At 65.3% G+C, this 19,301-nt stretch carries 19 protein-coding genes and 1 tRNA gene; 8 read left to right on the forward strand and 12 right to left on the reverse strand.

Annotation, left to right across the window (positions count from 1 at the left end; genetic code table 11):
- Positions 1-53: 53 nt before the first annotated feature.
- The 4 genes from L2I41_RS09510 to L2I41_RS09525 form a co-directional block, all read right to left on the reverse strand.
- Positions 54-647 (reverse strand): hypothetical protein, encoded by a 594-nt coding sequence (locus L2I41_RS09510; RefSeq protein WP_237153310.1) that lies wholly within the window; start codon positions 645-647, stop codon positions 54-56.
- A 293-nt stretch (positions 648-940) separates the two neighbouring features.
- Positions 941-1,129, reverse strand: a complete 189-nt coding sequence (locus L2I41_RS09515; protein WP_237153311.1) for a MerR family transcriptional regulator — start codon at positions 1,127-1,129, stop codon at positions 941-943.
- A gap of 270 nt (positions 1,130-1,399) precedes the next feature.
- Positions 1,400-2,632: a tyrosine-type recombinase/integrase gene (locus tag L2I41_RS09520; protein WP_237153312.1), complete on the reverse strand. Its 1,233-nt coding sequence runs from the start codon at positions 2,630-2,632 to the stop codon at positions 1,400-1,402.
- Between the two features lie 200 nt (positions 2,633-2,832).
- Positions 2,833-2,918: transfer RNA gene (locus L2I41_RS09525), tRNA-Leu, on the reverse strand.
- 162 nt (positions 2,919-3,080) lie between these two features.
- Between L2I41_RS09525 and L2I41_RS09530 the strand changes: the two genes are divergently transcribed.
- From L2I41_RS09530 to L2I41_RS09540, 3 genes are read left to right on the forward strand one after another with little or no spacing between them, the layout of a single operon-like run.
- Positions 3,081-4,265: a hybrid sensor histidine kinase/response regulator gene (locus L2I41_RS09530; RefSeq protein ID WP_237153313.1), complete on the forward strand. Its 1,185-nt coding sequence runs from the start codon at positions 3,081-3,083 to the stop codon at positions 4,263-4,265.
- A gap of 32 nt (positions 4,266-4,297) precedes the next feature.
- Entirely contained in the window at positions 4,298-5,686 is a 1,389-nt protein-coding gene (locus L2I41_RS09535) for a lipopolysaccharide biosynthesis protein (protein ID WP_237153314.1), read from the forward strand.
- A complete protein-coding gene (locus L2I41_RS09540) occupies positions 5,683-6,807 on the forward strand; it encodes a GNAT family N-acetyltransferase (protein ID WP_237153315.1) in 1,125 nt (374 codons plus the stop codon). The genes L2I41_RS09535 and L2I41_RS09540 overlap by 4 nt, the downstream gene beginning before the upstream one ends.
- Here L2I41_RS09540 and L2I41_RS09545 read toward each other — a convergent pair.
- The 3 genes from L2I41_RS09545 to L2I41_RS09555 all read right to left on the reverse strand — a co-directional run bounded on the left by L2I41_RS09545 (position 6,802) and on the right by L2I41_RS09555 (position 10,097).
- Entirely contained in the window at positions 6,802-8,427 is a 1,626-nt protein-coding gene (locus L2I41_RS09545; RefSeq protein ID WP_237153316.1) for an AMP-binding protein, read from the reverse strand. The genes L2I41_RS09540 and L2I41_RS09545 overlap by 6 nt on opposite strands.
- A gap of 73 nt (positions 8,428-8,500) precedes the next feature.
- Positions 8,501-9,739: an RNA polymerase sigma factor gene (locus L2I41_RS09550; protein WP_237153317.1), complete on the reverse strand. Its 1,239-nt coding sequence runs from the start codon at positions 9,737-9,739 to the stop codon at positions 8,501-8,503.
- Position 9,740: 1 nt separating this feature from the next.
- Positions 9,741-10,097, reverse strand: coding sequence for a YciI family protein (locus L2I41_RS09555; protein ID WP_237153318.1), 357 nt, complete (start codon positions 10,095-10,097; stop codon positions 9,741-9,743).
- Between the two features lie 274 nt (positions 10,098-10,371).
- On the opposite strand from L2I41_RS09555, the gene L2I41_RS09560 reads away from it, so the two are divergent.
- The 3 genes from L2I41_RS09560 (at position 10,372) to L2I41_RS09570 (ending at position 13,104) form a co-directional block, all read left to right on the forward strand.
- Positions 10,372-10,974 carry a CAP domain-containing protein gene (locus L2I41_RS09560; RefSeq protein WP_237153319.1) on the forward strand — a complete coding sequence of 201 codons (603 nt, stop codon included), beginning with the start codon at positions 10,372-10,374 and terminating at the stop codon, positions 10,972-10,974.
- 106 nt (positions 10,975-11,080) lie between these two features.
- Entirely contained in the window at positions 11,081-12,184 is a 1,104-nt protein-coding gene (gene hisC / locus L2I41_RS09565) for a histidinol-phosphate transaminase (protein ID WP_237153320.1), read from the forward strand.
- Positions 12,184-13,104: a prephenate/arogenate dehydrogenase family protein gene (locus tag L2I41_RS09570; RefSeq protein ID WP_237153321.1), complete on the forward strand. Its 921-nt coding sequence runs from the start codon at positions 12,184-12,186 to the stop codon at positions 13,102-13,104. Before hisC ends, L2I41_RS09570 begins: the two co-directional genes overlap by 1 nt.
- 20 nt (positions 13,105-13,124) lie before the next feature.
- Here the strand turns inward: L2I41_RS09570 and L2I41_RS09575 are convergent, their stop codons facing one another.
- Positions 13,125-14,111 carry a DUF2125 domain-containing protein gene (locus tag L2I41_RS09575; protein ID WP_237153322.1) on the reverse strand — a complete coding sequence of 329 codons (987 nt, stop codon included), beginning with the start codon at positions 14,109-14,111 and terminating at the stop codon, positions 13,125-13,127.
- Positions 14,112-14,298: 187 nt separating this feature from the next.
- Here L2I41_RS09575 and L2I41_RS09580 point away from each other — a divergent pair, with 187 nt between their 5' ends.
- Positions 14,299-14,832: a gamma-glutamylcyclotransferase gene (locus L2I41_RS09580; protein WP_237153323.1), complete on the forward strand. Its 534-nt coding sequence runs from the start codon at positions 14,299-14,301 to the stop codon at positions 14,830-14,832.
- Here L2I41_RS09580 and L2I41_RS09585 read toward each other — a convergent pair whose 3' ends face one another.
- The 4 genes from L2I41_RS09585 to ftsE are packed head-to-tail and all read right to left on the reverse strand — an operon-like array spanning position 14,833 to position 18,081.
- The gene (locus tag L2I41_RS09585) at positions 14,833-15,609 is read right to left on the reverse strand and encodes a lysophospholipid acyltransferase family protein (RefSeq protein WP_237153324.1); all 777 of its coding nucleotides are present in this window, start codon (positions 15,607-15,609) and stop codon (positions 14,833-14,835) included.
- 52 nt (positions 15,610-15,661) lie between these two features.
- Positions 15,662-16,408, reverse strand: coding sequence for a YdcF family protein (locus tag L2I41_RS09590; RefSeq protein WP_237153325.1), 747 nt, complete (start codon positions 16,406-16,408; stop codon positions 15,662-15,664).
- A gap of 60 nt (positions 16,409-16,468) precedes the next feature.
- Positions 16,469-17,425 carry a cell division protein FtsX gene (locus L2I41_RS09595; RefSeq protein WP_237153326.1) on the reverse strand — a complete coding sequence of 319 codons (957 nt, stop codon included), beginning with the start codon at positions 17,423-17,425 and terminating at the stop codon, positions 16,469-16,471.
- Complete coding sequence (ftsE, locus tag L2I41_RS09600) at positions 17,422-18,081, reverse strand: cell division ATP-binding protein FtsE (RefSeq protein ID WP_237153327.1); 660 nt, start codon at positions 18,079-18,081, stop codon at positions 17,422-17,424. The genes L2I41_RS09595 and ftsE overlap by 4 nt, the downstream gene beginning before the upstream one ends.
- 233 nt (positions 18,082-18,314) lie before the next feature.
- Between ftsE and L2I41_RS09605 the strand changes: the two genes are divergently transcribed.
- The gene (locus tag L2I41_RS09605) at positions 18,315-19,274 is read left to right on the forward strand and encodes a zinc-ribbon domain-containing protein (RefSeq protein ID WP_237153328.1); all 960 of its coding nucleotides are present in this window, start codon (positions 18,315-18,317) and stop codon (positions 19,272-19,274) included.
- Positions 19,275-19,301 lie beyond the last annotated feature (27 nt).

Genomic DNA, 19,301 nt, shown 5'->3' on the forward strand with positions numbered 1-19,301 from the left:
CGAAATATCGGAGAGTTACAGTCGAGATTGCGCTTCTTAGCAAGGCCACACCATCACTCCTGTCTCCGCCTAAACGCCCTCCGCCGCATCTCCCGCGCCTTCAACACCTCCGCCTTCTCGCCGCGCAAACTTTGCGAACAGCCCCAGCGCGCACCGAAGATCGTGCCGCCCTTGACCCGTCGCCAGGCTGCTCGGAAGTTTGCGCGGTGGTCCATCTGCTTGGCCATGTAGTGCAAAGCCGAGTGCAGCTTGCCGTCCTCGGCCTTGCTGATCCGGTAACTGGCCGCCGCGATCTGGATTTCGTTTCCGGGTAGCCAGGCATTCGCGAGCCGTTTGAACTTCCGAAACAGGTGCCTGGGCACATGCGCCAGGATGTGCAGATGCTCACCCGTGTTATCGACACCGATCTCGCGCGCCCAGATGTAGACGATCGGAAAGCCTTCGCGCCGAGCAAATTGGCCGAGATTGTCGAGGATGCGCCGGTTGGCGTCCGCCTTGTCCTGAGGCGACAAGGCATCGAAATCGAAGATGTTCACTGTGACAAAGGCCGTGAGCGGCGCGCCAATCTTGGCAGCGTGGTGCCATAGATGATCCATGGCGCGAACGTCGTCGCCCGTCAGGGCTTTGACGGGTCGGCGAACATGCATGACATGAACTCTTGAAGTGGGCTTTTCGGGAAAGACGCGCAGGGGAGCGCATAACCAATTGAGAAAATTGGCCAAATGCCAACGGCGAAGAAAACTATCGCGTTGGACTTTTGACTGGCGGCCTCAGGCTGCCGAAGGCAGGGTTTGAGTACGCGGGTCTGCCTTCCCATCGTCGAAAGGAACTGGCCTGATGGGGGCTCTTGTCACCGGCCTGCCGCGGTGAGATACGCCTTGGGTGGGACGTCAAAGACGTCGTTACTTAGCCGTGAAATCTGGCGGCGATTGCCGCAGATTCAACAACGCTTCTCAGCGTAAAACTTGAGCCAGGCTTCAGCGTCCTCGATCCTGATTCGCCGCAAGCCGCAGACCATGACGGAGCGCAAGCGCCCCGAAGCCATTTCCTTGAAAGCGGTCGTACGACCGATCGAATAGCGCTCAACGAAGTCGGCGACGGATAGCAGGCGCTTGGCATCCTGTGACATGTGGAAACTCCAATGCAAAAAGGCCACCAGCGGAATGCGGGCGGCCTTGGGTGATCACGTTGATTTGGGTAACAAAAAACCCGCGGTGCGGACACGGCGGGTTTCGTCAGGTCGCAATTGCGACGACAAAACAAATGAACCGCACGAGTGCTCAGATGTCAATCCGAATGTGGACGCGGATGAACACTTCTGTGCACGGACGGACAGTTTATTGATTATAAAAGACTTTTTCTCTAGCTGCTTTCAACAAGCTCATTTTTCTTCCGATTATCATGGAAATGATATTGCCTTACCGGGAAGAGCAATCACCTCCGCACCGCGCCGCATGATTTCGACGCGCCCAGCCCACCAATCCAACATGGCTCGACGTTCTTCAAGCAGCTCGTGCCGGGCATATCGGCCACGAATTGTCGAACCATCTTCATGCGCGAGCGCCTTCTCGATGGCGTCAACCGACCACTTACCGCTCTCGTTGGCCATGGTCGAAAAGCTGCTGCGGAAGCCGTGAGCAGTGTGTTGGCCACCGCCATATCCCAAGGCCGCCAAAGCGGCATTCAGCGTGTTCTCGCTGAGAGGGCGACCATTTCTTGCTCCAGGAAAGACGAGGGTGGTCCCAAGATCGGCATCATCGGCAAACTCAAGAAGCCGCTTGAAGATGGCCAGAGCCGCTTCGGACATCGGAATGACGTGATCCCTTCGCATCTTCATGCGCCGGGCTGGGATGCGCCATTCCCGCCTTTCCCAGTCGAGTTCACTCCATTGTGCCCCACGAACCTCACCAGGGCGAGTGGCGGTCAGGGCAAGGATCTCCAGGGCCGCACGGACCACGACGTTCGGATGGCTGGCGATGGCCCGCATAAGCGCGCCAAAACCTTCTGGGTCGACAATAGCATCACGCGGCTGGGCTGGAACATTGATAAGGGCACCACGCAAATCACGCGTCGGATCAGCGGTGGCCCGCCCGGTGGCAATGGCATAGCGGCAAGCCTCGCCGATGATACCGCGCAGCTTGTGCGCTGTCTCATGGAAGCCTTGCCTCTCAACCGCGCGGAGAACCGTCAGAATCTCGACAGGCGTGAGGTCGGAGATTGGCCTCTGCATGAGCGGCTTTGCGTGGGCAATCCGCTTGCGCATTCCGGCGATGGTAGCTGGTGCCTTGCCTTCCCGCTGCTTCTTTCCGATCAGCTCCTCAACGATCACCGAGAAGGTCACCGCGCTCGCTGCGACACGCTCGCGCTCCAGGCGCTGCTTTTCCTCGCTGGGATCTCTCCCGGCTGCCAGGACACCCAACGCTTCATTGCGTTTGCTGCGAGCCGCAGCCAAACCGACCTCAGGATATCGGCCAAGGGAAAGTAGCTTCTCGCGTCCTTCGAAGCGATATTTCCAGCGCCAAAGGATCGAACCGCTTGTGGCGACCTGTGCAAAAAGACCGTCGCCGTCGGTCACCTTGTAAGGCTTGTCCTTGGGCTTGAGCGAACGCAGCTTGGCATCAGAGAGCGGCATACGTAGTTCCCCTTGGGGTATCATCATCAGGGGTATAGTGACGATACCCCCAAATTATACCCCCAGCCCAACTTGCTCGCAAGCGAACGCCAACAAACTGCCTTGAACGACAGTCGAGCGTTATGTCATGATTTTTAAGGAGATTTTTGACGTCTCAGTGGACTTTTCCGAACCACCGCGAACGCTCTCAAACGGAAACTTGGTGCCCCAGGCCGGACTCGAACCAGCACATCCTCGCAGATAACAGATTTTGAGTCTGCCGCGTCTACCATTTCGCCACTGGGGCAGCGGTGGCGGACTATAGCCAGAGGCGGTCGCGCGTCAATAGCCAAGCGGCGGAGAAAATGTCGATTGTGACGGTGACGAGCGCGCCGAACCGTGCGGTTAAACCAAAGTAAAGAACAAGAGCGTAAAACGAGCGAAAAAGCGCGTCAGTTGCGAGTCCGCCATGCTCAATCTCGTTCGTCCCCACACGTCGCCCGAGGCAAGGGCCCGGCAACCGGACCGTTTGGGCGCCAAGCAGTTGGCCGTGCTGGGCCATGAGTTGCGCAATCCCTTGGCCGCCGTCAGCGCACTGACCGAGCTTCTGGCGCACAAGCCGCTGGATGCCGACACCGCAAATCTCGTGCAGCTCATCCGCCTTGCCACCACGCAAGCCATTGGCGTCGCCGAGAATTTCGTGACCGATGGAGCCCTTTCGGCCGGGCGGCTGCGCCTCAACCCCACTGACGTGGAGCCCGCGGCGATGGCGCGCGAGGTGGCCGGCCTGTTCGCCCCCGTGCTGCAGCTCAATGGCCGCGCCATCCACGTGGAGATTGCCCGCGGAACGCCGAAGACGATCGTCACCGATCCTGTCCGCCTGCGGCAGGTGCTCCTCAATCTCGTCTCCAACGCCATCAAGGCGAGCGCGGACGGCAACATCACCTTGCGCGTCACCAAGGCGCCCAAGCGCATGCGCATCGCCTTCGAAGTGGAAGACACCGGACCGGGCCTGCCCGACGATTTCGCCATCGTTCCCTTCCAGGCATCGGCCAACCCCACGGGCACCGGCCTCGGTCTCTGGATTTCCTCCTCCATCAGCAAGGCTCTCGGCGGCGGCCTCGAGTTTGGCTCGGCCGACAGCGGCGGCACCATCGCCCGTCTGTCGATCCATCGCGCCCTCGACCGCCTGCTCGGCCGCAAGACCCAGCGCCAGGGCAAGCCGGCCGAGCCCGCGCCTGCGGATGCCGATGACATCAGCGCGGCGGATGCCGACGGTCCCTTGAAGGCGCTGGTGGTTGACGACAGCCCGGTCGCCTGCATGCTGATGACCGCCATCCTCGAATCCTTCGGCATCACCGCCCTGCTCGCCGCCTCCGGCGAGGAAGCCCTGACACAGCTGGAGACCGAACAGCCCGACGTGATCTTCATGGACTGGGCCCTGCGCCAGGAGACCGGCGAGGACGTCATCAACCTCCTGGCCGACAGTTGCGGCGGTACGCTGCCGCCGGTGATCGTGACCTCGGCCAGCGAACAGGTGCCCTACAATCCGCATGTGAAGGCCTTTCTGCGCAAGCCCTTCACCCCGCGCGAACTCTACGCCCTGCTGGAAGACGTGTTGTCCGCCGACGGCCGCAGCGTTCTGGCCGGCTGAAGCCCCTTGGCCGGCACGCCGAAGGAAACTTGATGCTCACTCCCTTCAAGTTCCTGCCTGGGATCCTGCGCGCTCCGCTCGAAGCATTGCGCCGCGCCGTGCCGCAGAGCGCAGGCACGGCGCTGGCTGCCTTCTGCATTCGTGTCGCCGGCGCCGCCATTGCCTATCTCACCCAGATCCTGCTCGCCCGCTGGCTGGGGGCCGCAGAATATGGCCTCTATGTCGTGATCTACGTCTGGATCACCATCCTGAGCCAGATCGGCAACCTCGGCTTTTCGAGCGCCGCCATCCGCTTTGTCCCGGAATACCGCACCCGCAACGAGCCGGCCCTGCTGCGCGGCTTCCTGCGGGTGAGCCGCCTGTCGGCCCTCGCCTTTTCGTCCCTGTTTCTGATCGCCGGCGGCGTCGCGGTCGCCGTGGCACCGACGGGATTGTTCCCGAGCAACACCGCCGTGCTGCTCGCCGGCGGCCTCACCCTGCCGCTCTTCTGTCTGACGGAGGTGCAGGATGGTCTGGCGCGGGCCTATAACTGGATATCCCTCGCCTTCGGCCCAACCTATATCTGGCGGCCGCTGCTGATCATCGCCCTGCTGGCCGCAGCGCTCGGCGCCGGCATCGAGGCCACCGCCCTGACCGCCTGCATCGTCACGGCCGTGGCCACCTGGATCACGGCGCTGACGCAGGCCGTGGCAATCTGGCGCCGCCACCCGGTCGAGGCCGGCCCCGCGGCCTATGATCTCCGCCACTGGTTCGCCACCGCCTTGCCGATTCTCGCGGCGGACGGCTTCTATGTGCTGCTGACCTCGGTCGACGTGGTGATGGTCTCCTGGCTTGCCGGACCGAAAGAGGTGGCGATCTATTATGCCGCCACCAAGACGCTGGCACTGGTCCATTTCGTCTATTACGCGGTGCGCGCCGCCTCCGGCCCGCGATTCTCGGCCTTGTTCCACGGGGGCCAGCAGGAGGATCTCGCGCGCTTTGTCCGGCAGACGGTACGCTGGACCTTCTGGCCGTCCGTCGGTGTCTCCATCGTCGTCCTCGCCTTCGGGCGCCTGCTGCTCAGCCTGTTCGGCGGCGACTTTGTCGAAGGCTCCATGGTACTCGCCATCCTCGTCACCGGCATTCTCGCCCGCGCTTCCGTCGGAACCTCCGAAACGCTGCTGACCATGGCCGGTCACCAACGTGCGGTCGCCGGCATCTTCGGCATCGCCTTCCTGTGCAATCTTCTGTTCTGCAGCCTGCTGATTCCGCAGTTTGGTCTGCTGGGCGCAGCCACCGGCACGGCACTGTCCCTTGCCGTCGAAGCAGGCCTTGTCGCAACGGCCGTACATAAGTATTTTGACATAAGTGTCTGGATCTTCCATCCGGACAACTGGTCCGCGCGTCCTGCGGGCGAAGAGCGCGCGGATGACGAAATATGACCGAGCCCCCCCAGCCAGCGCCGTCGCTCGCCTTTCGCTGCGAACCGCTGGAAACCGCCATTTACTCCATGGAACGCTGGTACGAACTCGCCGACACGGCGATCGAACCCAACATGTTCATGGAGCCCGCCTTCGTCGCCACCGCTGCCGGGCGCATCGAGCCCGCAGAATGGCTGATTGCCTCCGTCGGCCGGGAGGACGATCCCTTGAGCGGGCTGCTGGTGGTGCGCGAGCGCAGCGGCCTGCCCGGCTATCTGCCTCCCTGGCTCGATGGCTTCAGCAGCGCCTACGGCCCACTGGGGACGCCCCTGCTGCGGCAACCGCACGATGGCGCCGCGCTTGTGGAGGGCCTTGCCACGCTCGCTCCCCTGCTGCGCCTGCGGGACGTCAACCTCGATGGACCGGTCGCTCGCGGTCTGCTGGACACCCTCAAGGCACGCAACTGTCACGTGGTGACCATCGGCGAACACGCCCGCGCGGAACTCGACGCCGGCGCCACACCGGACAAGGCACTCGGCAACGACCTGAAGGGCCGACGGCGCCACGATCTCAATCGCCGCCTGCAACGGCTTGAAGAGACCGGCCCGGTCACCTGGAAGCTGGCCACCTCGGAGACCGACGTCGATCACGCCCTCGGGGCCTTCCTGCGCCTCGAGGCCGGTGGCTGGCGCAAGCGATCGGGGCTGGCAGCGCATTTCAAGCGGTTGGATTTCGCCCAGCGCTTCCTGCCGGAGCAGGCCCGCCGGGGTCGCGTCCGTTGCGACGTCCTGCTGCATCGTGGCACGCAGGTGGGCGTGCTGATCAGCCTGATCGCCGGCCGGCAAGCCGCCATCTGGAAAGTGGCGCATGACGCCGACGCCGCCTTCGCCTCGCCCGGCGCCCAGGTGCTGGCCCACGCGACCGAGGCCTTTCTCGCCAGTCCCGACATCGACCGCGTCGACAGCCTTGCCGTCGAGGGCCATCCCCTCATCGAGCGGCAATGGGCCGGCCGCAAGCGCATGGGCACGCTGATCGCGGCGCTCGATCCCGATGCCAACGATCTCGTCGATCGCCTGGCAGATGTAATTAGCCGGATAAATAACATGCGAACCAGCCTGCGCAACCTGCTTCGCCGGTCATGAGTTGTCGCGGAAATGGCGCCGGATCAGCTTGCCGGACGTGGTGATGGGGATGTGATCGACGAAATCCAGTTCGCGCGGATATTCGTGTGCCGACAGCCGCGAGCGCACGTGCAGCTGGATCTCCTGCCGCAACACGTCAGACGGCACTTGGCCCTCGTTGAGCACGACGAAGCCCTTGACGATCTCCGTTCGGATCGGGTCGGGCTTGCCGACGGCGACCGCCAGCCGCACGGCCGGATGCGACATCAGGCAGTCCTCGATCTCCCCTGGACCGATGCGATAGCCTGAGGAGGTGATCACGTCGTCGTCGCGGCCGATGAAGTGGAAATAGCCGTCCTCATCCATCATCGCCGTGTCGCCGGTGGTCATCCAGTCGCCCTTGAACTTGGCAGCGGTTGCCTCGGGATCGCCGGCATAGCCGAGGAACATCACCGGATCGGGCCGTGCGACGGCGATCTCGCCGGCGGTGCCCGGCGGAACCTCCTTGCCAGCCTCGTCGATGATCGCAACCACATGGCCGGGGATCGCCTTGCCCGTGGCGCCGGCGCGACCGCAGCCGAGCGCATGCGCCGAACCGATCACCGCATTGCACTCGGTCTGCCCGTAGAACTCGTTGACCGGAAAGCCGAAGGCCTCGGCGGCCCAGTCATAGGCTTCGCGCCCCAGCGCTTCGCCTGCCGAACCGATGGCCCGCAGCGCAAGCGGGTGGCGCCCGCGGATGTCACCCAGCTGCCGCATCAACTTGAGCGCCGTCGGCGGCAGGAAGCTGTTGGTGACCCGATGCGTCGCCATCAGCTTGAGGGCGAGATCCGGATCGAACTTGTCGAAGCGATGGGCCAGCACGGGAACACCGGCATGGAGCGCCGGCAACAGCGCGTTGAGGAGCCCGCCCGCCCAGGCCCAGTCGGCCGGCGTCCACATGAGATCGCCCGGCCGCCCCAGCATGTCCTGCGCCAGATTGATGCCCGGCAGATGCCCAGCCAGAACCGATTGGCCGTGCAGGGCCGGCTTGGGATTGCCCGTTGTGCCCGAGGTGAAGATCATCAGCGCCGGATCGAGCGGCCCGCTGCCAACCGGCGTGAAGGCATCCGATGCCGCCTCGATGAGGGCGGTCCAGCCAAGGGACGAGGGGCCGACGCCATCGGTGGTGATCACACGGGCGAGCGCTGGCAAGCCGCTCCTGAGCGGCTCGATCCGTTCCGCCCCGGCCACCGTGGTGACCACCGCCTTCACCTCGGCCCGCCGCAGCCGATATTCCAGCGCGTCGGCGCCGAACAGGATGGACAGCGGCAGGGCCACAAGCCCGCCCTTGTAGGCCGCCACATGCGTTGTCACCGCCTCGACGGTCTGCGGCAACAGGATTGCCACGCGATCGCCGACACCGAGCCCCAGTGCCGCGAGGGTGTTGCAGAGGCGGTTGGAGGTGAGCGCCAGCTCCCGAAAGCTGGTCAGCCCATGCCGGCCGTCGTCTGCGTGGGTGATGATGGCGACGCGATCCGGATCGCGGACGGCCCAGGCGTCGGCCACGTCGACGCCCATGTTGAGACGCTCGCCGAGCGACCAGCGAAAGGCCTTGCGATAGTCATCGAAGGCCGTCCATTTCTGCAGATTGTCAGCCATTTGCCCGATCCTCCTCGATCGGTTCGCGGCTGCGAATGTGCACTTGTGCGGCGCACAAATCAAGGACCCGCCGCTACACCCTTCGCCCTAGCATCGCGCGCCGGCGTTCGCCCAAGAAGGCGCGAACCGCAGGGTCCGTGGCAAGACAAAGCGCACGGTCATAGGCGCGATCTGCCTGCTCGACCTGCCCAAGCCGATCGTGGAACGCCGCACGCGCCGCCCAATAGGGCTGGTAGTCCGCTGCCAGGCTCTCGTCGATGGCGGCCAGCGCTTGGCCTGCCCGGTCAAGATCATCCATCGCCAGAAGGCATGCGAGCCGACCGACCAGCGCCCCGACACTCGGCGCGAGCGCGACAAGCCCGTCGTAGAGCAGAATCATCGCGTCATCGGGCACCACCGAGCCCAGGCGCCGGCAGGCGTGAGCCGACTGGATCGCCGCCTCCAGCTGGAAACGTCCCGGCACCCCAAATCGCGACGCCGCAAGCAGGAGCCTTTCGGCTTCGGCGATCATCCCGGCGTCCCAAAGCGCGACGTCCTGAGCATCGAGCGGCACATAGCCGATCTCGGGGTGAAAGCGCGCCTTCCGCCTTGCGGTGCCATGCAGCATCAGCGCGAGCAGTCCCTTGACCTCCGGCTGATCGGGCAGCAGCCCGTCGACCACGCGCGCCAGCGACAGCGCCTCCTCGCCGAGCCAGCGCATGCGGAGATCGGCACCGGCAATGTCGTCCTGTGCCGCACCGAAAGCCACGTAGATGGCGTCGAGCACGCCTGCCAGCCGCTCGGCCAGGCGACCGGACTCGGGGATCTCGAAGGCAATGCCGGCCGCCTTGATCTTTGCTTTCGCGCGCGACAGCCGCTGCCCCATGGTTGCGGGCGCGACGAGAAAGGCGGCGGCAATGGCCGCCGCGTCGAAGCCGAGCACCACCTGCAGCATCAAGGGCGCGTGCACGGCGGGATCGATGGCCGGATGGGCGCAGGCGAACATCAGCTCCAGCCGCCAATCCGGCAGGCGGTCAACCTCCCCGCCGAGATGGTCGCCGACCGACAGCAGCGGCAACAGCGACAGCGCCGCCTGCGCCGTTTCGCGCCGCCGTCCGCTGTCGATCAACCGACGCCGCGCCGTCGTCATCAACCACGCCTCCGGCGACACGGGGACGCCGGTTTCGCCCCAGCGCTCCAGCGCGATCCGGAAGGCATCGGCCAGCGCGTCTTCGGCAGCCGCGACATCGCGCGACTGCCGGCTGAGAAAGGCGACCAGTCGCCCGTAGCTCGTGCGGGCGACCCGCTCCACTTCGGCTGCGGGCGAGACCATGTCAGTTCGGTCCGACAATGGCGGGGCGCACCTCCATCACGCCACCGTCAGCGATCGGGGACTTTCCCGCCCATTCGATCGCCTTGTCGAGGTCAGGCACATCGATCTGGAAGAAGCCCGCCAGTTGTTCCTTGCTGTCCGCGAACGGCCCATCCTGCACCTGAACCTTGCCAGCCGCCTTGCGCACGGCGGTCGCCGTCTCAGGCAGTTGCAGGCCCGCGCCGCCGGCGAAGACACCGGCGTCCACCAGCGCCTTGGCATAGGCGCCCCAGGCGCCCATATACGGGCCGCAGCGTGCCGGATCGCGCAAGGTCGCAAGACCTTCAGGCCCTTCGTGCACAACCAGTACATATTTCATCTCTGTGCTCCCTCAAGGATTCGGACATGATCTCTGTCCGCCACTATGACGCAGCGCCGACCGTCATTTCGACAGCGCGCGCGCCCGGCGGCAGACTTTTTTTGCCGTCGTCCCGATGTCCCCCGGACATTTGACCCAGACGGCCTCCCTCCGGACAAAGTGTCGCCGCAGACAAGAGCCACCGCCATCCGCGAAATCGTGAAGAGCCGTTAACCATTCGTTGGGTCTCTTCGTGCCAAACCCGGCTCACGTATCCTGAAACCCGGAGTTCTCCGTGTCCTACCGCGCCCTTCTGCTCGCCGCCGCCGCGGCTCTCTCGCTTGCCGCCTGCCAGAGCGAGCCGCCGCCGAGCCCCAAGCCCAGCTTCTACGAGGATCTGGCCTCGCCCACCGCCCAGATCGACCAGCGCAAGATGCTGGAGATGATCAACCAGTATCGCGCCCAGTCGGGCATTGCGCCGCTGCAGCTCGATCCGCGCCTCAGCCAGATCGCCGCCGACTATGCGCGCAAGATGGCCGCCCTCGACGACCACGGCCACAATGTCGACGGCCATTCCATGCTGGGCGACCGGCTGAAGTCCTACGGCTATGCCTTCGCCAATGCCGGCGAGAATGTCGCGGCCGGCTATCACACCATCGCCGAAGCCTTCTCCGGCTGGCGCCAGTCGCCGCCGCATGACCGCGGCATGAAGGACCCGGAGATGACCTTGATGGGCATCGGCACGGCCTACAACCCCAACTCCAAGTACAAGGTGTTCTGGAGCCTGATCTTCGCCCATCCGCCGATCACTCCGCCGGGCGCCCCCGTCGCCGCCGCCGTGATGCCGGTGACGCCGGGCAAGACCACCGTCACCTTCGGCGGTGCCGTGGTCAACTGAGCCCCGGCAAAGGGAGAAGCCGGCCGAGGTCGGCTTTTCCCTTTGCTTTCAGCCGTCCGTCGCCTATGAAGAGCGCCATAGCCTTCAGCCCTCGGACCGCTCTCCCATGACCGACACCGCTCTTCGCCCGACCCCTCGCTCCGGCATCCTCGACATCGACATCTACGTGCCCGGCGCCTCCAAGGCCGCCCCTGGCAAGAAGCTGCACAAGCTGTCGTCGAACGAAACGCCGCTCGGACCGAGCCCCAAGGCGATCGAAGCCTATGGCGACGTGGCCCGCGCGCTGGAACTCTACCCGGACGGCAACTCGACCGCTCTCCGCGCCGCCATCGCCGATACCCACGGCCTCAACGTCGATCGCATCATCTGCGGCAACGGCTCGGATGAACTCCTGCACCTGCTGGCCGAGTGCTACCTGTCGCCGGGCGACGAGGGCATCTTCACCGAACATGGCTTCCTGGTCTATCGCATCGCCATCCTGGCGGCTGGTGCCACGCCGATCGTGGTGCCCGAGCGCAACCTGACCACCGATGTCGACGCCATCCTCGCCGCGGTCACCCCGCGCACCCGCATCGTCTTCCTGGCCAATCCCAACAATCCCACCGGCACCTATATCCCCATGTCGGAAGTGCGCCGCCTGCACGCTGGCCTGCCGGGCAACGTGCTCCTGGTGCTGGACGCCGCTTATGCGGAATATGTCCGCCGCAACGACTATGAGAGCGGCCTCGAGCTGGTCGCCTCCTCGGGCAACGTGGTGATGACCCGCACCTTCTCAAAGGTCTACGGCCTTGCCGCTCTGCGCATCGGCTGGGCCTACGGCCCCGACGCCATCATCGGCGTGCTCAACCGCGTGCGCGGCCCCTTCAACCTGTCCGCCGCCGCCATCGCCGCCGGCGCCGCCGCGGTCAAGGACAAGGCTTTCATCGCCGCCGCTGTCGATCATAACGAGACCTGGAACGGCTGGCTGACGGCCGAACTAACCAAGCTCGGCCTCAAGGTCACCCCGTCGGTCGGCAACTTCCTGTTGGTGCATTTTCCTGAAGGCGCCAGGAATGCCGACGCCGCCAACGAGCATCTGCTCAGCGAGGGCATCGTGGTGCGCAAGGTGGCAAGCTACGGCCTGCCCGGCGCCCTGCGCATGACCATCGGCTCGGAAGAGGCCAATCGCGCCATCATCGCCGCGCTGACCGCATTCATGGGCGGCAAGTGATGGCACCCGCGCTTTTTCGCAAGCTGACGGTCATCGGCATCGGCCTGATCGGCTCGTCCATCGTGCGTGCGGCGCGCGCCTATGAACTGGTCGAGGAAATCACCATCGCCGATCGCGACCCCGCCCATCTTGAGCGGGCGCGCGAACTGGGCATTGCCGACCGCTACTGTCTTGACGCCGGCGAGGCGGTTGAGGACGCCGATCTCGTGATTGCCTGTGTGCCCGTCGGCGCGGTCGAGCAGGTGGCGCTGGCCATAAAGGACCATCTCAAGCCCGGCGCCATCGTCTCCGACGTCGGCTCGGTGAAGGGTTCGGTGGTCCGGCAGATGCAGCCGCACCTGCCCGCCGGCGTGCATTTCATCCCGGCCCACCCGGTGGCCGGCACCGAGTATTCCGGTCCTGATGCCGGCTTTGCCGAGCTGTTCCAGAACCGCTGGTCCATCGTCTGCCCCTTCGAGGACAGCGATCCGGCCGCGCTTGATCGCCTGGTCGGCTTCTGGGCCGGCATGGGGGCGAATGTGGAATGCATGAGCGCCGAGCGCCACGACCTGGTGCTGGCGATCACCTCGCACCTGCCGCATCTCATCGCCTATAACATCGTCGGCACGGCTGCCGATCTCGAGAAGGTGACCGAGGGCGAGATCATGAAGTTCTCCGCCGGCGGCTTCCGCGACTTCACCCGCATCGCCGCCTCCGACCCGACCATGTGGCGCGACGTCTTCCTGCACAACAAGGACGCGGTGCTGGAAGTACTCGGTCGCTTTCAGGAGGATCTCTTCGCCCTGCAGCGGCAGATCCGCTGGGGCGAGGGCGACAAGCTGTTCAACCTGTTCACCCGCACCCGCGCCATCCGCAAGGGCATCGTGACCATGGGACAGGACGCCGCCGCCCCCGACTTCGGCCGTTCCGGCAAGAAGTAACGCGACCGGACAGAACCGCTTCAGAACAGCGGCGCGACACGGCCAAGGGCCATGGCGCCCGCGCTCACCTTGCCGCCATCGGCGATGGAGAGATCGATCTGCCGGTCGCCATTCACCGGCTTGCCCATCAGCAGCATCGCCGTGCCAAGCCCTGCCACCGCCGGATTGAGCGGCTTGCCGGATGTCTTGGCCAGTGCGATCAGCGCCTCGGGCTTGTGGCCGGTCAGCGTAACGCTGCCCGTGGGATAGCCGTCGGCGTCCACACCGCCCTGCCCCACCGCCTTGAACGTGGTTTCGCCCAGCGACAGCGTCACGTCCCGCACCAGCAACTGCCCTCCGGCCGCGCTCCAGCTGGGCAGATCGCCACCGGCGACCATGACCTTGGTCAGGGACAGATCGGCGCTGCCGTCCGCCGGTGCCGGCAGCAGCGTGTCCGGCGCGCGACCAATGGTCAGCCCCTTGAAGCTGGCGGCAAGATCGGCGTCTTCCGGCTGGTCCGGGTTGCCGCGCACATGCGCTTCGGCATGGGCCATGGCCGTGGCGAAACGGCCCGCGCCGGCCACCTCGCCCTCCACGTCCAGACCGTCGCCGGCGAGCGACAGGCGCTCGAGCCGCTCCTTCTCGAAACGCAGGCTCGCGACCAGGGAAGAGAAGGTGGCAACGGCCGTGCTGCCGTCGGGGGCCGCCACACGCACCGGCGCCTCCACGGCAAAGCGCAGGAGATGCCAGTCGTCGATGACGCCGGTGCCCACAAGGCGCGCCATTTCCACATGCGTGCCGTCGGGCATGTCGACGGTGGGATGAAGGCAGGTCAGATCCATGCGGAAGGGCCAGCCGGAGATCTCGCGCTGCGGACAGGTGAGACGCACGCCGGCATTGCGCTCCAGATCGGTCAGGAAGGGCTCCACCTGGCCGGCGAGCCAATGTCGGGCATAGAGCCAGGCCCCCGTCCAACCGCCCGCAACAACGACGATCGCTCCGGCGAGCGCAATCCACTTTCCACGCATTCGCTGTCCCGTTTCCACTCAAGCGCCGAACTTCCGGCCCTCAGACCAAGCCCGGGGCCTTTTCCGGATAGCCAAGGTGATGTAGGAGATCGCGCCTGCGACAGCCGGTCACCGACGTTCATCCCTGACATTGCAAATCAGCCCGTTGAAATGTCTGATATAGAGGTGTTGCGGCGAAAGGAAGGTCATGAGCGACAATCTGTGGGTCTTCGGCTATGGCTCGCTGATGTGGAACCCCGGCTTTGCCCATCGGCGTGCCGTCAAGGCGAAGCTGCATGGCGCGCACCGGCGCCTGTGCATCTATTCGACCCACTACCGCGGCACCAAGGAAAAGCCCGGCCTCGTCTATGGCCTCGATCGCGGCGGCAGCTGCATCGGTCTGGCCTTCGAGGTTGACCATGCCGAACGCGAAGAGGTGGTGGACTATTTGCGCAAGCGCGAGCAGATCTCCGACGTCTATCTCGAGGTCCTGCGCCCCGTGCGTCTCGCCGATGGCGCCATCGTCAACGCCATGACCTATGTGGCCAATGCCGCCCATCCGCAATATGCGCCGCAGATCGCCCACGAGGCGACCGTCGACATCCTGCGGCAGAGCCGCGGCATCGCCGGCCCCAACTGTGATTACGTGATCGCCACAGCCCTGCAGCTTCGCAAGCTCGGCATCGTCGACCGCAGGACCGAAGCCCTTGCCCGCGAGCTTGAACGGACCCTTGAGGCCTGATCAGGCCGACGGTGCCTTGAGCGCGTCGACACGGGCGAGGGCCGACGGCGGCAGGTCGTCGCCGCGCGCAGCCGCCTCCAGAATGAGACGATCGCAACCGGCTTCGAGATCGGCCTGCAGACGCTTCAGCATCTCCTTGAGCCCCAGACCGGGCGGAATGGGCGCCAGCACTTCGGCAACGATGGTCCCGCGCCGGTGCACCAGCGCCTTGCGCGGCCAGCAGGTGCCCGAGTTGAGCGCGATCGGCACAACGGGCACCTTGAGCTCGCCATAGAGAAAGGCGATGCCGCTCTTGTAGGCCGGCTCTGCTCCGGCCGGGCGCCGCGTTCCCTCGGGAAACAACACCACCTTCTGCCCGGCGTTGACGCGTGCGCGCGCTTCCTCCGTCATCTGCTTCATGGCGGACGCGCCCTTGCCGCGGTTGACCGGAATCATCCGCGCCGCCGCCAGCCACCAGCCGAACAGCGGAATCCATGTGAGCTCCCGCTTCAGGATGAAGGCGGGGTCGCCGATATGGGGCATCAGTGCAATGGTTTCCCATGTGGACTGGTGCTTGATCGCCAGGATCGCGCCGCCCTTCGGCAGACGGTCGAAGTTGCGGAACTCATGGCGAATGCCGGTGATCACCTGATGACCGCCCATGATGATCCGCGCCCACAGCCGCGCCGCGGCCATCGCGCCCGACCTGCCGAACAGCATGGCCGGCGAGAGGAGGATCATCAGGACCAGCGTGCCCACAAAGAAATAGACGCTGTAGAGGAGGGAGCGAACGAGCATTGCAGGAAATCCAGGGACGTAAGACAAACCAGGCGATCGTCGGGCCGGCGACTCATCCCGCCGCGTTGGCCAGCGCCTCCGCAAGCCCTTCGATGCCGCCGAGGCTGAGACGAACGCGTGTGGCCATATACTTCACGTATTCGGCCAAGAGAAGGGTCATGGTCTCCTCATTGCTATACCAGCGGTCGAGGCCCAGTCGCTGTCGCGACACCGGATAGGCAATGAGGCGAATGTCCGGCATGGCATGCGACAGTTCCAGCATGGCCCGCGGCATGTGATAGGCCGATGTCACCACGATCAGCGACAGAAAGCCGTTGCGACGCGCCCATTTGGCGGTCTCCAGCGCATTGCCGACGGTGTTGGCGGCGCGGTGATCGAGATCGACGCAGCATTTCATGATGTCGGGGCCGGCATCGACCATGCGCCCGATCTGCCGGGCATTGGTGTCCGGATGCACGCCGGAGATCAGGAGGCGCCGCGCCTTGCCTTCGGAGATGAGCTCCACCGCGCCGGCGATGCGTTCGGCCCCGCCCGTCAGCACCACGATGCCGTCGGCCACCAGCGGATCGGGCGGCACCTGGGACGCCACGATATCGGCGAACTTGAAGAAGCCGCCGATGAAGAAGCCGGACAGCACCAGACCAAGACTGAGAAGAAAGGCGGCCAAACCCCTCAGAAGATGCCGCCGGGACGACCGCGGCGGCTCTGCCGCCACCCCGCGCGCACCCGTCCCGACGTCGGGGACGGCGGGCGAATCAGGGCCGGTCTGGTCGGGCGCCGAAAGCATCATGGCCAACATGATATGAAATGCCCGACCCGTTGACAAATCGGGCGGGATACCGTGGGTCGCCAGCCTGCCTCAGGCCATGGCCTGCAACGAACGGCGCACCGCAAGGCGCGACGTGGCGGCCGTCAACGCCGCCACCGCCACCACCAGTGCGCCGATCCAGCCATAGGCACGCCAGCCGATTTCGAAACTGCCGACCAGCGCTTCGATCTGATCGGCACCTGGGCGGCCGGCCGCCCCGCTCAGCCACCAGCTGAGCAGCCCCAGGACAGCCACGGCACTGCCGCCGCCGATCGCGCCGCCCTTCATGCCCAGCAGCAGGAAATGCCGCTGGAACTCGCCGGCAATGAAGCGATCCTCGGCGCCGCAGAAATGCAGCACCTCGATCACGTCGCGGTTGCCGGCCATGGCCGCGCGCGTGGCAAAGACGATCGACAGCACCATGGCCGTCAGCATCAGCACCAGCACGCCGAGGCCGGCGAACACCATGGAATTGGCCATGGCCGCCAGACGGTCCACCCAGATCGCGTGGTCATCGACACTGCCGCCGCGCACCTGCGCCGTCACCTGGGCCGCCAGATCCTTGACGCTGAACGCTCCGGGATCGTCGATGGTGACAACGACCAGACGCGGCACCGGCAGGCTGCCGAGATCGACGCCCGCCCCGAGCCAGGGCTCGAGAAGCCGCGAGGTCTCCTGATCGGTGAGGCCATGCGCACTGCCCACGCCCGGAAATTCCTGCGCCAGCGCCACGGCCTTGGCCACCTCGGCGGACATGTCGCTGCCGTCGATGGGGCGCACCTCGATGGTCACCTCCCGGCCGATCTCGGACTCCCAGCCTTGCGCCGCCTGCGAAACCAGCGACACGCCGGCAATGGTCAGGCCGGCCAGAAAGGCCATGATGGAGATCACCAGCACCAGCGCCCGCCCGGCGATGGTCTGTGGCGGCACCAGCGGCAGACGCCCGCGCTGCGGATGTTCGACCGCCTTGACCGGGCGCGCCAGCTTTTCGGAGGCCGGCTTGCTCATTCGTAGATCTCCAGCCGTCCATCGGTGAGCACGAGACGGCGTGCGTCCACCTGCTCCATCAGCGTCAGATCATGGGTTGCGATCACCACCGCCGTCCCGAGGCGATTCATCTCGTAGAACAGGCGCAGCAGCCGCTTGGCGAGCGGCGGATCCACGTTGCCGGTCGGCTCGTCCGCCAGCAGGAATTCCGGCTTGGTGATCAGTGCCCGCGCAATCGCCGCCCGTTGCTTCTCACCGCCCGACAGGACCGGCGGGTAGACATGCTTGCGGTCCCCAAGGCCCACCCAGTCAAGAAGATCCACCACGTCGGCGCGATAGCTTGCCTCATCCTGCCCGAGCACGCGGTAGGGTAGCGCCACATTCTCATAGGTGGTCAGATGGTCGAGCAGGCGAAACTCCTGGAACACGACACCGATACGACGGCGCAATCCGGGCATCTCGCGCGGCGTGATGCGCGCCGTGTCCTGATTGAAGATGGAGATCAGCCCCCGCGTCGGCTTCAGGTTGAGAAACAGGAGCCGCAGCAGCGTCGTCTTGCCCGCACCGGACGGCCCGGTCAGAAACTGAAAGGAATGCGGATCGATGCGGAAGGTGAGATCACTCAGCACTTCCGGCCCCATCCCATAACGCAAGCCGACATTCTCAAAGCGAATCACAGTCTGGTCTCGTCCCGGCTGGCCCGTCGCGCGGCAAATATCTTGACGTCAATGTCGCTCCCAACCGCGCCGAATCGATGGCCGGCGCAGCGGAAGCCGCAGGATTTTATCCTTCGGGCATTGTTCTTAACGTTTCATTAAGCATGTTCGCTCTCCTTGGACACAAGTCAGAAAACCGTGTGCGCGCGGGCGTGATTCGCGTGCGGCGATCAACCAGGCAGGCGAGCCGGCGGATGAGGATTGTTTGCCCAAGTTGCGAAGCAAGTTACCAGCTGGCCGATGGCGCTCTGGGCTCCACCGGCCGCAAGGTGCGATGCGCCCGCTGCGGCAACGTCTGGCACGCCTTTCCGGCCGAACAGCCACCGCCACCTGAACCCGACGCCTGGGCCTCAGCCTTCGAATCTGCCCCTCAGCCGGAGCCGTCGGACGACGAGTGGAAGGAAGCGATTGCCGGAGATCAGCAACCGACCCGCAAATCCGATCCCTTCGACGATATCGACGTGGACGCCGAGCCGGATGCGGCCGCAAGCGAGCCAGATCCCCTGCCTCCCGTGCCATCGGCTCCGGTCCCGGTTGCCCCTGCGGTCTTTGGCAATGCAGCCGGCGACACCGACGAGGCTGCCGGTCCGGACGGGCCGACCATCGAGCCCACACCGGCCGGCTTCGAACCGGAAAAGCGCATCAAGCTCGGGGCAAGGAAGAAGAAGTCGTCCACGCGCCAGCGCAGCGCCGCCGCCGTCTGGGCCATAGACAAACATCTCTCGACGCCGGTGGCAGGCGCGCTGCTGCTCGGCTTTCTCATGATGCTGGTCGTCACCGCCCTGTTTGCGCGGGTCAGCATTGTCCGGGCCTTCCCCGACTTCGCCGGCCTCTATGCGTCGGTTGGCCTGGAAGTGAACCTGCGCGGCATGCGCTTCGACAGTGTGCAGACCCATCGCGAATCCGATGGCGCCACCCCGGTGCTGGTGATCGACGGCAACATCCAGAACCTCACCGTCGACACCCAGAAGCTGCCCGCCCTGCGCATCACCCTGAAGTCGGCCACCGGTCGCGACGTCTACGCCTGGAACTACGCCCTGCCGCAGACCACGATCGATCCGGACGCCACCTTGCACTTCAAGACACGCCTCATGGCCCCGCCCGATGCGGCCACCATGGCGGAAGTGCGGTTTACAGACGATCGTGCGCCGTAATATAGCTCTGCCATTGTGGCTGACGGT

Source organism: Oryzibacter oryziterrae (assembly GCF_021864535.1).
GTDB classification, from domain to species: domain Bacteria; phylum Pseudomonadota; class Alphaproteobacteria; order Rhizobiales; family Pleomorphomonadaceae; genus Pleomorphomonas; species Pleomorphomonas oryziterrae.

Bases quoted from the DNA above. Each gene is read 5' to 3' on its own strand.
- L2I41_RS09580 (WP_237153323.1), top strand. From the start codon at position 14,299: ATGAGCGACAATCTGTGGGTCTTCGGCTATGGCTCGCTGATGTGGAAC.
- L2I41_RS09555 (WP_237153318.1), bottom strand. From the start codon at position 10,097: ATGAAATATGTACTGGTTGTGCACGAAGGGCCTGAAGGTCTTGCGACC.
- L2I41_RS09585 (WP_237153324.1), bottom strand. From the start codon at position 15,609: ATGCTCGTTCGCTCCCTCCTCTACAGCGTCTATTTCTTTGTGGGCACG.
- L2I41_RS09530 (WP_237153313.1), top strand. From the start codon at position 3,081: ATGCTCAATCTCGTTCGTCCCCACACGTCGCCCGAGGCAAGGGCCCGG.
- L2I41_RS09595 (WP_237153326.1), bottom strand. From the start codon at position 17,425: ATGAGCAAGCCGGCCTCCGAAAAGCTGGCGCGCCCGGTCAAGGCGGTC.
- L2I41_RS09520 (WP_237153312.1), bottom strand. From the start codon at position 2,632: ATGCCGCTCTCTGATGCCAAGCTGCGTTCGCTCAAGCCCAAGGACAAG.
- L2I41_RS09545 (WP_237153316.1), bottom strand. From the start codon at position 8,427: ATGGCTGACAATCTGCAGAAATGGACGGCCTTCGATGACTATCGCAAG.
- L2I41_RS09590 (WP_237153325.1), bottom strand. From the start codon at position 16,408: ATGTTGGCCATGATGCTTTCGGCGCCCGACCAGACCGGCCCTGATTCG.
- L2I41_RS09515 (WP_237153311.1), bottom strand. From the start codon at position 1,129: ATGTCACAGGATGCCAAGCGCCTGCTATCCGTCGCCGACTTCGTTGAG.
- L2I41_RS09605 (WP_237153328.1), top strand. From the start codon at position 18,315: ATGAGGATTGTTTGCCCAAGTTGCGAAGCAAGTTACCAGCTGGCCGAT.
- hisC (WP_237153320.1), top strand. From the start codon at position 11,081: ATGACCGACACCGCTCTTCGCCCGACCCCTCGCTCCGGCATCCTCGAC.
- L2I41_RS09550 (WP_237153317.1), bottom strand. From the start codon at position 9,739: ATGGTCTCGCCCGCAGCCGAAGTGGAGCGGGTCGCCCGCACGAGCTAC.
- L2I41_RS09570 (WP_237153321.1), top strand. From the start codon at position 12,184: ATGGCACCCGCGCTTTTTCGCAAGCTGACGGTCATCGGCATCGGCCTG.
- L2I41_RS09535 (WP_237153314.1), top strand. From the start codon at position 4,298: ATGCTCACTCCCTTCAAGTTCCTGCCTGGGATCCTGCGCGCTCCGCTC.
- L2I41_RS09575 (WP_237153322.1), bottom strand. From the start codon at position 14,111: ATGCGTGGAAAGTGGATTGCGCTCGCCGGAGCGATCGTCGTTGTTGCG.
- L2I41_RS09510 (WP_237153310.1), bottom strand. From the start codon at position 647: ATGCATGTTCGCCGACCCGTCAAAGCCCTGACGGGCGACGACGTTCGC.
- L2I41_RS09540 (WP_237153315.1), top strand. From the start codon at position 5,683: ATGACCGAGCCCCCCCAGCCAGCGCCGTCGCTCGCCTTTCGCTGCGAA.